Source organism: Algoriphagus ornithinivorans (genome assembly GCF_900115305.1).
Classification (GTDB): domain Bacteria; phylum Bacteroidota; class Bacteroidia; order Cytophagales; family Cyclobacteriaceae; genus Algoriphagus; species Algoriphagus ornithinivorans.
This window is the reverse complement of record NZ_FOVW01000001.1, coordinates 318,106-330,249: the sequence shown is the minus strand read 5'-3', so window position 1 is coordinate 330,249 and position 12,144 is coordinate 318,106. Positions and strand designations below refer to the sequence as shown.

The window sequence follows — 12,144 nt, the reverse complement described above, 5'->3', positions numbered from 1 at the left end:
ACTGGGTTATTTCACAGCAGCATCGCGCTGGCCTGCTTTTTCTTCGTCATTTTTTCTCATAAACTCCAGAATACCTCTTGCATCATCCATGGAGATATTTTGATTTGGCATTCTGGTAAGACATTCTTCCAGAAGCTTTTGTGCTTCGGGGTCTTGGTCCAGCATCACGTCCACATTGGTAATCATATTCATGATCCATTCCGGACGACGTCGGTTGGTCACTCCTTGGAATCCTGGACCGACCAGTCGCTTGTCATTGAGCTGGTGACAGGCGGTGCACTTCATGTCCACGATAGCCTTTCCCTGGTCAGCCAAGGAGGCGTCGACGCCCGATCCGAGATCAACAGATTTTATTTCGCCTATCCCTTTGGGATCGGCAGCGGGCGCAGCGGCTTCAGCAGGGGAACCCGATTCGGAAGAGGAAGACTGAGATTCGCTTCCGCCACCACAGGAGGTCATCAGCATCGCTATGATGCCCATTGACCAAATCATTACTTTTTTCATAGTTTCGACATTGAGTTGATTAGAGTTGGGATACTTTAAGATTGATTGAGGTTGGACATATTTTTCAGAAAACAGACTGATAAAGGACAAGGCAAGACCTAAAGGGAAGAGGGCGGAAAAAACAAACAGTCCCAAGTGATACCACGAAAGGTATCCCCACTGCATCCAGACCATAGTGCCTTGCCCAAAGAGCAGAAGTTCGGTCCCCAGAAATCCTCCCAAAATGAGGCTCCATCCAATTTTGGAAGATAGCGTAGCAGGAAGTCTGCCTTCTTCCAGGGCTAAGCCCCCTATTCCGAAAGTCATTGCTCCCAGCATAACCAGATGAAGGAAGCCGATGACATACAGTCGGATGGTATAAGAAATCACAGCAACCTCCGGAAATACCAGAAGAACCTGAAGAATTGCCTTTGCAACCAAGCTTACCAAAGCAAGAACAATCAGCATTTTGGGAAAGGGCTGAAGGAAAAGCCCGGGAAGAATCTTTATGATTTTTTGAAGAAGAAGGTAGTAAGCCAAGGCTTGAATCAAAACCGCCAAGGAATTGATCCAGAAGAAGATTGGCGATGGTTCCGCCCAGGTAATTGCCAAGGCAAAAGTCAAGAATACAGAACCTATTAAAAGCCCTTGTTGAATGCTGGAAATTAAGATCTTAATACCTCTTTTTTCGGCAAAAAAAACGATTAAGCCGAGCGTACCGAGTACAAACCAAGCATTGAGCTGGAAGTGCAAAAACCACTGAATGGTCATGAAATACATTTCATGCATTCTTCCCAAAGTAGCCGTCACAGGCCCCAAAGCCCATAGGCCAAAGGTTGAGATCAGATACCCGATTAGAGACCATCGAATCAGCCGAATGCCGAGTGTGTTTTCTCTTTGTCCAAGGGTCTTCCAAAGCTTGAAGATGAATGCATAGGAAAGGAGCACAAACAAGGTGGAAAAGGAAATACTCACCACTCCATAGCCCTGCACTGGGAAGGAGAACAACATTCCGAGCAGGGAAACCAGCAAGGCGATGAATAGCCCTCCGTATTTTTTTCCAAAGTTTTCCTTTCCTTCCAGCTCAAATATCATGGTTCCAATCAGCATCATAAATCCCCATCCCAAGAGGGCTATATGAGAATGGGTATGGAGAATATGACGGTATTCGAGAACAGGGATTTCCACGATGTAAAATGCTCTCATGGTCATCCCTAAAAGCGCAGCGATCAGGAAAAATCCTACCGCCCATCGGTTCCAGATGCGAATAAAGAGCTCGTTTGGTTGTGAAATCCTCATGATATTTGAACTAATAGAACTTTGTTTATGAAGCGTTTAATTCTGAATAAAGCACCATAGCTTTTGGAAATAAAACATTGTTTTCCAAGTGGATATGGTTATGTAAATCCTGCTCAAACTCCTGCAGCATAGAAAATGCTACCCGGTAAGTTTGACAGGCATCCGCAGGAGAAGTAAAACCCTGTGTCAAGGAGTCAATTCTTCGAAAACGCTCCCCTTCTGTGTCATGCTCTTCTTCCATCGTAGATATCGGGTTTTCGATATGTCCAAAATGTGGCTTTGAAAGCGGGAAGCTGTTGGATTTGGCATCTTCCATTGCTTTGATGTAAGGGAAAAGCACAAATTCCTCCTTCTTCATATGGATGGTTAGCGCATCTGCAGCTTCGAAAAACTCCTTCCGGATTGAACTCAATTCCGGATGGCGGTCGCCATGAACCCGCTCTATTTTATCGAGATAAAATTTCAAAGCTGGAAGAGTCTCTTCCACATACTTATGATGGACACTCAAAATATGGTCAATCAATTGGCTGAGAGACATTTCCTGATAGGGGCTCTGATCCGCTACTTGCATGATTACTTCGAGCTTTTCGACCACCTCTTCCAGGTTAAGCCCTCTTGTGCTGCAGGCATCGGATAGTTTGACTCCTCCTTTACAGCAGAAGTCTATTCCATATTCTGTAAATACCTTGGCAGTCCGGAAATTCTCTGCTACAATTTTGCCTACTTTTTTGTCTATGATAGTTGCCATTTGATTTAATTTTAAAGGATCTTTTTATCTTTTTTATAAGTAAATTTTTTAAGTTTTCAAGAAGCTTACCCCAGTTTGAATCCCAAGTGCCATATCCCGAAGCGTAGTGGTCATCATCATACCGGTCAGGTGATCCCGGATAGCTTTGAACTTATGATGCACCGCGCAGGGATGTGACTCTGAACACTCCTGTAATCCCAGTGCACAGCCCACGAAGATCGAATCCCCGTCAATGACTTGCACAATCCTATAAAGAGTTGATTTTTTACCTAAATCGCTGATTTCAAATCCTCCATTTGGACCTTTTATAGAGAGGAGTAAGTTTTCTCTTACCAAAGTTTGGAGGATTTTAGCAGTAAAAGCTTCCGGAGAATTTATTGCAAAAGCAATGTCCTTGATGCCAGCACGCTCCTTGCCATCCGGTAAAGTGGCCAGAAAAACCATGGAATTGATTGCGTATTTACAGGCTTTGGAAAACATCTTTGCGCTAATTGATGAATCAAATGTAATGGAAAAATAATAAAAGATAAAAATATCCTGTATTATTTTTTTATTGGAAATTTGGTTTAAAAAGTTATTACTTGAATTTCAACTCATTTGTATGTGCCCCATCATTATTAAAAACATCTTTTAAAAGTTAGGAGCGGGAAGGAATTGCGGAAAACATTACAATATTTGAAGCGATCATACTACCAAGTGAATAAAAAAAGGCAGGTATTTTTATGAATGCTGCTCATCTGGCATCTCTTCATAAATCCATCATTCAATTCCTCCACACCCCCACCCTACTTTTTAAACTTGGCTTTTTGCTCTCCCCCAAATTGCCAAGTGTCTGCTTATCTCCCCGAAAAGGCTGTAAGTAATAGCTCCCGAAATAGCCTTTCCCCCTTAGCCAGGTGTTCATGGCATCAAGGTGGGATGTCCTCAATTGCTCCGAATGAACTGTAGTCCGAACCTCAAAGGGAACAGAAGAAGAGACCATGATTTCCAATGTTTTCTCGAAAGCCAAAAACAAATCAGAGCGGGTAACTTCCCAATACTTTTCCGGTAAAGATTTAAAATCAAGGGCCACATAGTCCAGCAAATCTTCGGTAATTAGCTGTCCAATTACCTCAGGCCGACTGCCGTTGGTGTCGATTTTCACCTCAAACCCCATCTTTTTCACCTCCCTGACAAATGCAATCAACTGAGAATGAATCGTGCATTCGCCTCCGCTGAACACCACCCCATCCAGCAAGTGACGACGGCTTTGTAGAAATTCCCTGACATGAGCCCAACTCAGCTTGCCTTTGCCAAGAACGATCTCAGGATTGTAGCAGTAGCCGCAGCGCATGTTGCAGCCGGCAAACCAAAGGATGCAAGCTGTGCGATCCGGAAAATCCAGCATAGTGAAAGGGGAGATACTGAAGACAGGTCTCCCCTTTTCCAGCCTATTCGACGAAATGGGTACGCTGCTTGTGTTCACCTTTTTTTCCGATGTTAAAACTCTCCACGGGACGGTGATAGCCCATCACGCGGGTGTACACGAGACATTTGGTGCGCTTTTCTTCATGCTGATCGAGGAGCGCTTTGGTTTGGATCGGTTCAGTGCTGGTCTGCATAGTTTATTGGTTTTTGGTTAAGTAAATTGAGTAGATCTTCATCGCAATGCGGGCAGTATTCATGTTCGCCGTTGAGGTATCCATGTACCGGGCAAATACTGAATACCGGAGTGACGGTGATGTAAGGCAACTTGAAGTTGGAAAGCACCTTTTTCACCAAGCGGCGACAAGCCTCAGGCGAAGAGATTTTTTCCCTCATGTACAGGTGCAGCACGGTACCTCCGGTGTACTTGCATTGGAGTTCGTCCTGTAGCAACAGGGCTTCAAAAGGATCATCGGTATAGTCTACCGGGATTTGGGAGCTGTTGGTGTAATAAATGTTTTCCTCCATTCCAGCTTGGATGATTTCGGGGAAGCGTTTCTTATCCTCTTTCGCAAATCGGTAAGTGGTACCTTCTGCCGGAGTAGCCTCGAGATTATAAAGGTTGCCGGTTTCTTCCTGGAATTCTTTCATGCGATTTCGAATGTATTCGAGGAGCTCAGCGGCAAAATTTTGTCCGAAGTGGCCGGTGATATCTTCTTTTCCCTGGGAATAATTCAGAATCATTTCATTCAAACCATTCACCCCGATGGTCGAAAAGTGATTTCGGAAATGCTTCAGATATCGTTGAGTGTAAGGATAGAGCCCACGGTTGTACATTTCTTGGATGAAAACCCGCTTTTTTTCCAAAGTGGATTTGGAAATCTGCATCAGGTAGTCCAATCGCTCATAAAGTCCAGCCTTATTTCCGGAGAATAAATAACCCAAGCGTGCCATATTGATCGTCACCACCCCGATACTTCCGGTCATCTCGGCACTTCCAAAGAGCCCATTTCCACGCTTCAGCAACTCCCGTAAATCGAGTTGAAGGCGACAGCACATCGACCGAACAGCATTGGGCTTGTAGGCATTGGGGTTTTCTATCTTTTGACCATTCTCATCCACCGTATATTGACTGCCTATGAAATTTTGAAAATAAGAAGAGCCTATTTTGGCCGTATTTTCAAACAGCAAATCCGTATTGGGTCCGTACCAATCAAAGTCTTCGGTGATATTAACCGTAGGAATAGGGAAAGTGAAAGGCTGCCCATTCGCATCTCCTTCGGTCATAATCCTGTAGTAAGCCTTGTTGATCAGCTCCATTTCGGGTTGGAAATGCATGTAAGTAAGTTCTTCCAGGGAATTCACTCCCCGCTTTCTCGCCTTTTCCATCAACAAATCAGAATCGATCCCCTGGAATAGATGCAGGTCACTCTTGGTCGGCATCTGGTCTTTCAGATCCTCGGGAACTACCCAGTCCAGTGTCACATTGGTGAAAGGCGATTGACCCCATCTCGCTGGAACATTGAGATTATAGACAAAAGAACGAATGGCTTTCTCGATCTCCTTATAATTGAGCTGGTCCTTGAATACATAAGGTGCCAAATAGGTATCAAAAGAACTGAACGCCTGTGCTCCTGCCCATTCACTTTGGAGGATACCCAGAAAATTAGCCATTTGCCCCAGGGCTTCACGAAAATGCGAGGGTGGACGGCTTTCAACCCGACCCCGGACTCCATTAAATCCTTCATTGAGTAAGCCCCTCAAGCTCCACCCTGCACAATAGCCCGTCAAGCAATCAAGATCATGAATATGTAGGTCCCCATTGCGATGAGCATAGCCTTCCTCCTTATTGTAAACCTTGTCCAACCAATAGTTGGCGATGATCTTTCCGGCCACATTGTTGACCAAGCCGGCATTGGAGTAGGAAGTATTGGCGTTGGCATTGATCCGCCAGTCAGTCTGCTGGATATATTCTTCGATTGTCTGGGTACTGTCCACATAGGTGGTGTCATCGTTGAGTCCAGCCACATGTTCACGCTGAAGTTTTCGGGTATGACGGTAGAGCATAAAGGACCGCATGACCTGAAAGTAACCCGACTGAAAAAGCTCCTTTTCGATCAAATCCTGAATCTCTTCAACCGCCCAAGTGGTCTTGGAAGCTAAATTTCTGAGAATTCGATCAAAAACTACCGAATCATAGACTTCGGATACACTATGAAAGCCTTTTTTCAGGGCGTCTTCAATCTTAAAGGAAGCAAAGGGCTCATATTCTCCATTTCTTTTGATTACATATTGTTCCATATTTCATCTTATTAAGGGATTATTTTATCCTTTAATATTGAATAAAAAGCGAGCCAACTGAAAAAAATCTGAACTAATATTCCTCAGATCCCAGCATGATATTTATCATTAATTTTTATCGAAACAAGGTACCCTCAATTCATTTTTGAAAAAATAAATTGGTTACCCTATGAAGTTGGCTAATCAAAAAGCTTTTATTTTAGTCTTAAATGACTATTTTCAAAAAAAATACCTAGAATTTTATATGCTAATGAATTCAGAATGATTTTTCACCTGCAAAATTAAAAAGTTATCTCTCAAGAGAAATCCATTGATCCTAAGTCTTAGAGATAAAAAGTTGAGAAAATTATTAAAGGACTTTTTTATCTTTTTTTAATAGATTTGTAACTTTACAAATGAACTCGGGACATCGTCCCTTTTCTTAACTTTAAAAAGAGGACAATAATATCCTTTATTATATGAAAAATATCGCAGAACTACCCATAAGCGAAATAGTCTCAAGGGATTACAGAGCTGCTCTGGTATTCCGGACTTTCGGAATAGATTTTTGTTGCAAAGGAGATCAGACAATTCAGGAGGCATGCACTCAGAAAAAGATAGACCCCCAGCTTTTGTTTGAAAAACTTGTTGAAGCATTCACCCAACCTGCTGAGGATCACTTCGATTACAAAAGTTGGCCTTTAACCCTATTGGCGAACTATATTGAAAATAAGCATCACGCCATGCTCCGGGAACGGATTCCACTAATCCGGAAATTCCTAAAGCGAGTCGTCAAGGTTCACGGCGCCCATGAACCTCAGCTCAAAAAAATCAAAGCCCTTTTTGAAGATTCCACCGAAGATTTAAAAAGACATTTACAACAGGAAGAGCTGATAGTTTTTCCGTTCATCCGCAAGATTTGCACAGACGAAGAGAGAAAAAAACTGCTTTTGAGCCCAAATTTCCAGAAAATCCGAGAATTGATCTACCAATTAATGGAGGATCATGCTCAAGAAGGAGCGTGTTTGGAAAAGATCCGGAGACTTTCAAATGATTACAATCCTCCCTCCTATGCCTGCAATACCTACAAAGTAGCCTTTGCATTACTTCAGGAATTTGATGTAAATCTTCAGAAGCATATGCACTTGGAGCATAATATCTTATTCCCCGAAGCCATTTCCTTGAAGCCTGGCCAGAGCATAAACTGATTGAAAGAAATGATTCCCTCCTCATTCAAGGCCTTCTACCTGCTCCCCTTTATTCTTTTGGGTTTGGTGGTCGGGATATCCGGAGGCTGGATCAGGCTTGGCTACCCCGCGATCCCCCTTATCGAAGCCGCAAGTCAACATGGATTGATTATGACGGGTGGATTCTTGGGAACTTTGATTTCTCTGGAGCGGGCCATGGTCATGGCAAAAAAAACATGGCTTTTGATTCCTTTCCTTACCGGGATTTCAGTTTTCGTTTTTCTCCTTGGTCTCTTTGAAGTTGGTTTGCTCCTATTGACCACAGGGTCTCTCGGGCTAAGCTTGATTATGCACCTGCAAACTCTGAAGCATCCAAAATTCCACTCCGCGTTGCTGTATGGAGGCGCTGTCTCCTGGTTTATCGGCAATTTTCTTGCATGGCAGACCGGATTGATTGCAGCGGGAAGTACTTGGTGGATTGGCTTCCTCCTGTTTACTATTGTGGGCGAACGGCTTGAATTGAGCCAGTTTTTACCAGTCCCATCCTGGTCACAAAACGCCTTAAAATCCCTCCTTGCCCTATTCACGGTGGGCTTGATCGTTCCCTTTCACGCTTGGGGCAATGAGATTATGGGAATTTCAGCCCTATTGATTGCTGCATGGTTATTGGTTTTTGACATGGCAAAGGTGGCTTCCCGCCAAGCTGCCCAATTCCGCTATATCGGGATTGGATTACAGGTCGGATATTTATGGCTGGGGATCCATGGCTTGATTTTGATGGGAATGGAAAATCACACCTTATACTACGACTTGATGCTTCACACCTTCTTTTTGGGATTTACTTTTTCCATGATTTGGGCACATGCTCCGATTATTTTCCCTACAATTTTTGGGATCCGGGAGACCCCTTATCATCCGGTTCTTTGGATCACTTGGATCGGTTTTCAGCTTAGTCTTTTTGGAAGGATTGTGGCTAGTATCCTAGGTGAATATGAGCTGCGCAAAGTATTAGGAGTAGCGAATGGATACTTGATTTTGATTCAGTTAGTGCTGATGGCAGGAATCATTATCGGGAAAATAAGGAAAGGTGGTACTTCCAGCCAATCTGGGAATAAAATTTACAGAGAAGGCAGGAAAAAGATACTTCATTGAGCTTATTTTCAAGATCCCAAGTCGCAAACCAAGTTTTCAGAAGGTAAATGATTTATTTTCAAACTACTCTAGGGAATCCGGGATTTAGGACATCAAGTTTTTTCACATCAAGAAGTTATCACCCTCTTTTGCTCGATTTCAAAAGATCTCAATTTAAATAGTCGCCCCGAGGATCGAGGATTGTCTTACTCAATCATTTAAAAAATAAGCTAATAAATTAATTTCTGAATGCATTTTCTTACTAGAATACTAGCAAATCAACCTATTAAATAGGATAAAATTATCTCGCTAAAATAGCCTTATATATATTGAGATAAATTTTCTTAAGATTTTTTAAAAATAATAAAGGATTTATTTGTCTTTTATTTTTATGGGATTTACATTTAACTGATGATTCAATAACCTTAAGCATTCAACTTTCAAAAAGATCCAAATTCTTATCTCTCTTCACTATGAAAAAGTTGCTTTATCTCCCTTCTTTGTTTCTGGCCCTGGCCGCCTGGTCTTGTGGCGGTCAGGCCACAGATATCACAACTTCTACCGCTGAGTCTGCTCCGGGGCCTGGACAATCTGCTGTTGTGGACGATGTTTCCAATCCTAATGTGGTACAAGTAGCCATTAGCTCTGCAGATCACAGCACACTTGTCGCGGCATTGAAAGCCGCAGACTATGTAGATGCTTTGACCAATGTTGGACCATTTACAGTCTTTGCTCCCACCAACACCGCGTTTGATGAATTACCCGCCGGTACTCTAGATGATCTAGTCAAACCAGAGAATCAACGAAAACTCCGGGACATCCTCGAATACCATGTTTTACTGGGAGTTTACAAACCCGGTGATTTTGTAAATGCCAGGAATCTTGGAACAGCAGATGGCCGATCAGTCACCGTCACTGTTGCCGAAGATGGAACGGTTACCATTAATGGAGCAAAAATTATCGGCACTGTCACCGCATCCAATGGTATCATCCACGTCATTGACCAAGTCCTACTTCCAAAATAGGAGACTATTTAAGAATTTTGTTAGGGTTTTTCTTGAAAGGCCGGGGTTTTGCTACTTCCGGCTTTTTTCCTTTAATAAGTGAAGGTTATATTTCGGATAAAATTATCCAATATGTTCTCCCAAGCAACTAAGTACGCTATTAAGTCCGTGATTTACATTTGGACTCAAAGTCTAGAAGACAGGAAGGTTAGTGCTAAGGAAATTGGCCAAAAAATAGGTGCTCCTGAGGCGTTTACTGCCAAAATTTTACAGAATCTCACAAAAGCCAAGATTGTGGGATCAATCAAAGGCCCTAATGGAGGCTTTTTTGCAGATGAATCCCATGCAAATTTCAATTTGAAAGACGTGGTCAAAATCGTGGATGGAGATCAGCTATTTTCGGGATGTAGCTTGGGGCTTCATAAATGCTCAGAAAAAAATCCCTGCCCACTTCATTTCGAAGTAGTAAAGGTCCGTAAAGAAATTGATATTATGCTAACCTCAAAGAGTCTCAAACACCTTGCCGTAGAAGTGATCAAGGGCCAAACCCATTTGGGAAATATAATTTGATTTTCATCGAGTAGGCCACCCGAAAATCATGCAATTTTAATTGATTAGGAGGCTAATCATTCTTCAATAAGCTGTCTTTTTTAATAATCCTTCCAGAAATTAATTGAAAATCAATTTGAGGAAGCATAATAATATTTTATTTGGGAGCTACTTTTATGGATTAAGAAACTGCCTTACTTTTTTGAATTTTCAGTTTAACTGAGGGGATATAGAATTTTTCAAAGCAAATAGCCAAAAAAGCAGCTCCCCTTTTCAGGAAAAAAGAAAAAGCCCAGATAAATTAAGTTCTGGGCTTATTAATATTTAAGTATTTAAAGTCTAAGAATGGAATTTCATTTTTTCCTATTTTCCAACAATTGCTTAGTCACCTCTTTATTTCCCCCACCAAACTGTTGGGTCTTTTCCAGGTGATCCAAGTATTCATTCAGATATCGCTGAGAAATCTCAGAGTTATCTCCATATTTTTTTCTCAAATCTTCTAGCTTTTGATGCAGCTCCTTTTTCACTTGAGCATAAGCTGGATCATCATAGACATTCTGGAGTTCTTTAGGATCTTTGATCCTGTCAACCAACTCCCATTCGTCCACATCATAATAATAGTGCGTCAGTTTGTACTCCTTGGTTACTACCGCATAATGCCTTTTAACCATATGCACAGATGGGTATTCATAATAATGATAATACACTGCATCTCTGGTCCATTTTTCATTTTCACCCTTGAGTAAAGGAAGCAGACTTTCACCTTGCATATGTGAAGGAGCCGGAATTCCTGCTGCTTCGAGTAGGGTTTGAGCAAAGTCTAGATTTTGAACCATCTCATCTGATTTGGTTCCTGGCTTTACTTTTCCCGGCCAAGCCACCAACAATGGAGTTTTGAAAGACTCATCATAGACAAATCGCTTATCAAACCAACCATGCTCTCCTAGATAAAAGCCCTGATCTGAAGTGTAAACGACGATGGTATTTTCCATCAAGCCATTCTCTTCCAAATAATCCAAAACTCGACCTACGTTTTCATCAACAGCTTTGATGGTAGCCAAGTAATCCTGCATATAACGCTGATATCTCCATCTCATCAAATCTTCCTGTGACATGGATGCATAGGTCTTTTTAAGGGAGTCAGCGATAGGTCTATAGTATTTATCCCAAGTTGCTCTTTGCTCAGGATTCATTCTTCCAATTTCATTTTCCAATGCTCTCCAGTCCCAGTCCGAAGTCGGTGGAATACCCAGTTCTTTCAATACTTCCGGATAAATCTTAGAGTCACCTGCCCAGTTCATGTGCTTGAGCAAATTCATTTCTGCTTCTTTTGCAGCCCTCCCTCTTCCAGAGTAGTCATCAAACAAAGTAGCCGGCTCCGGGAAAGTCCTTTGAGTAAACTCTTCCAAATGCCTTTCCGCAGGAGCCCATTCTCTGTGAGGAGCTTTATGCAAATACATCAACATAAAGGGTTGATTGGCCTTTCTTTCATTCTGAAGCCAATCTAAGGTCATGTCAGTGATTACATCGGTAACATAGCCTTCCACTTCTATCCTACCCTCGTTTTTCGTAATAAAGGTTGGATTGTAATAAACTCCCTGTCCGGGTAGAATTTTAAACTGATCAAATCCTTTTGGATTATTCCCAAAATGAAGCTTTCCAAACATGGCAGTTTGATAACCTGCTTCCTGGAAGAGTTGAGGAAAGGTTACATTCGTGGTATCGAAGGGAAAGTAATTATCAACTTTTCCATTTAAATGGGAATGCAAGCCTGTCAGTATAGTAGCCCTGCTTGGTGCGCAGATGGAATTCGTCACCGTGGCATTAGTGAAAAGCATCCCCATTTTAGCTATCCTGTCAATATTTGGAGTTTCAATCAAATGATCGCTATAGGCTGAAATAGCCTGATAAGCATGATCGTCTGACATGATGAAGACAATATTGGGAGGGTCTTTTTGTTCTTCTTCAGTCTTGCAAGAACAGATACAAATCAGGATTAAAAGAAAGTAAAAGGAGGGTTGGAGCTGTTTCATAAAATTCAATGCTGGGTTCATTGTTG

11 protein-coding genes are annotated in these 12,144 nt (G+C 42.2%); 4 read left to right on the top strand and 7 right to left on the bottom strand.

What is annotated here, in order from left to right; genetic code table 11:
- Positions 1-6: 6 nt before the first annotated feature.
- The 6 genes from BM073_RS18170 to BM073_RS01415 all read right to left on the bottom strand — a co-directional run bounded on the left by BM073_RS18170 (position 7) and on the right by BM073_RS01415 (position 6,235).
- On the bottom strand, positions 7-1,782 hold the full coding sequence (locus BM073_RS18170; RefSeq protein ID WP_091649259.1) for a c-type cytochrome: 1,776 nt from the start codon (positions 1,780-1,782) through the stop codon (positions 7-9).
- Between the two features lie 25 nt (positions 1,783-1,807).
- Positions 1,808-2,530: an iron-sulfur cluster repair di-iron protein gene (gene ric, locus BM073_RS01430; protein WP_091649256.1), complete on the bottom strand. Its 723-nt coding sequence runs from the start codon at positions 2,528-2,530 to the stop codon at positions 1,808-1,810.
- A gap of 48 nt (positions 2,531-2,578) precedes the next feature.
- Positions 2,579-3,010: an RrF2 family transcriptional regulator gene (locus BM073_RS01425; protein ID WP_091649252.1), complete on the bottom strand. Its 432-nt coding sequence runs from the start codon at positions 3,008-3,010 to the stop codon at positions 2,579-2,581.
- 283 nt (positions 3,011-3,293) lie between these two features.
- Entirely contained in the window at positions 3,294-3,995 is a 702-nt protein-coding gene (locus BM073_RS01420; RefSeq protein ID WP_245756341.1) for an anaerobic ribonucleoside-triphosphate reductase activating protein, read from the bottom strand.
- Positions 3,961-4,131 carry an anaerobic ribonucleoside-triphosphate reductase gene (gene nrdD / locus BM073_RS18275; RefSeq protein WP_139217417.1) on the bottom strand — a complete coding sequence of 57 codons (171 nt, stop codon included), beginning with the start codon at positions 4,129-4,131 and terminating at the stop codon, positions 3,961-3,963. The genes BM073_RS01420 and nrdD overlap by 35 nt, the downstream gene beginning before the upstream one ends.
- Complete coding sequence (locus tag BM073_RS01415; RefSeq protein ID WP_091649249.1) at positions 4,115-6,235, bottom strand: ribonucleoside triphosphate reductase; 2,121 nt, start codon at positions 6,233-6,235, stop codon at positions 4,115-4,117. The genes nrdD and BM073_RS01415 overlap by 17 nt, the downstream gene beginning before the upstream one ends.
- A gap of 458 nt (positions 6,236-6,693) precedes the next feature.
- Between BM073_RS01415 and ric (BM073_RS01410) the strand changes: the two genes are divergently transcribed.
- The 4 genes from ric (BM073_RS01410) (at position 6,694) to BM073_RS01395 (ending at position 10,106) form a co-directional block, all read left to right on the top strand.
- Positions 6,694-7,422, top strand: a complete 729-nt coding sequence (ric, locus tag BM073_RS01410) for an iron-sulfur cluster repair di-iron protein (protein ID WP_091649247.1) — start codon at positions 6,694-6,696, stop codon at positions 7,420-7,422.
- A gap of 9 nt (positions 7,423-7,431) precedes the next feature.
- Positions 7,432-8,553 carry a DUF8744 domain-containing protein gene (locus tag BM073_RS01405; RefSeq protein ID WP_139217416.1) on the top strand — a complete coding sequence of 374 codons (1,122 nt, stop codon included), beginning with the start codon at positions 7,432-7,434 and terminating at the stop codon, positions 8,551-8,553.
- Between the two features lie 452 nt (positions 8,554-9,005).
- Complete coding sequence (locus tag BM073_RS01400; protein WP_091649241.1) at positions 9,006-9,557, top strand: fasciclin domain-containing protein; 552 nt, start codon at positions 9,006-9,008, stop codon at positions 9,555-9,557.
- A 111-nt stretch (positions 9,558-9,668) separates the two neighbouring features.
- Entirely contained in the window at positions 9,669-10,106 is a 438-nt protein-coding gene (locus tag BM073_RS01395) for an RrF2 family transcriptional regulator (RefSeq protein WP_091649239.1), read from the top strand.
- 332 nt (positions 10,107-10,438) lie between these two features.
- On the opposite strand, the gene BM073_RS01390 is transcribed toward BM073_RS01395, so the two are convergent.
- Entirely contained in the window at positions 10,439-12,118 is a 1,680-nt protein-coding gene (locus BM073_RS01390) for a sulfatase family protein (RefSeq protein ID WP_091649691.1), read from the bottom strand.
- Positions 12,119-12,144 lie beyond the last annotated feature (26 nt).

What these genes read in the sequence shown, in the direction of transcription:
- BM073_RS18170 (WP_091649259.1), bottom strand. Translation starts at nt 1,782, where the DNA reads ATGAGGATTTCACAACCAAACGAGCTCTTTATTCGCATCTGGAACCGA.
- ric (WP_091649256.1), bottom strand. Translation starts at nt 2,530, where the DNA reads ATGGCAACTATCATAGACAAAAAAGTAGGCAAAATTGTAGCAGAGAAT.
- BM073_RS01425 (WP_091649252.1), bottom strand. Translation starts at nt 3,010, where the DNA reads ATGTTTTCCAAAGCCTGTAAATACGCAATCAATTCCATGGTTTTTCTG.
- nrdD (WP_139217417.1), bottom strand. Translation starts at nt 4,131, where the DNA reads ATGCAGACCAGCACTGAACCGATCCAAACCAAAGCGCTCCTCGATCAG.
- BM073_RS01415 (WP_091649249.1), bottom strand. Translation starts at nt 6,235, where the DNA reads ATGGAACAATATGTAATCAAAAGAAATGGAGAATATGAGCCCTTTGCT.
- ric (WP_091649247.1), top strand. Translation starts at nt 6,694, where the DNA reads ATGAAAAATATCGCAGAACTACCCATAAGCGAAATAGTCTCAAGGGAT.
- BM073_RS01405 (WP_139217416.1), top strand. Translation starts at nt 7,432, where the DNA reads ATGATTCCCTCCTCATTCAAGGCCTTCTACCTGCTCCCCTTTATTCTT.
- BM073_RS01400 (WP_091649241.1), top strand. Translation starts at nt 9,006, where the DNA reads ATGAAAAAGTTGCTTTATCTCCCTTCTTTGTTTCTGGCCCTGGCCGCC.
- BM073_RS01395 (WP_091649239.1), top strand. Translation starts at nt 9,669, where the DNA reads ATGTTCTCCCAAGCAACTAAGTACGCTATTAAGTCCGTGATTTACATT.
- BM073_RS01390 (WP_091649691.1), bottom strand. Translation starts at nt 12,118, where the DNA reads ATGAAACAGCTCCAACCCTCCTTTTACTTTCTTTTAATCCTGATTTGT.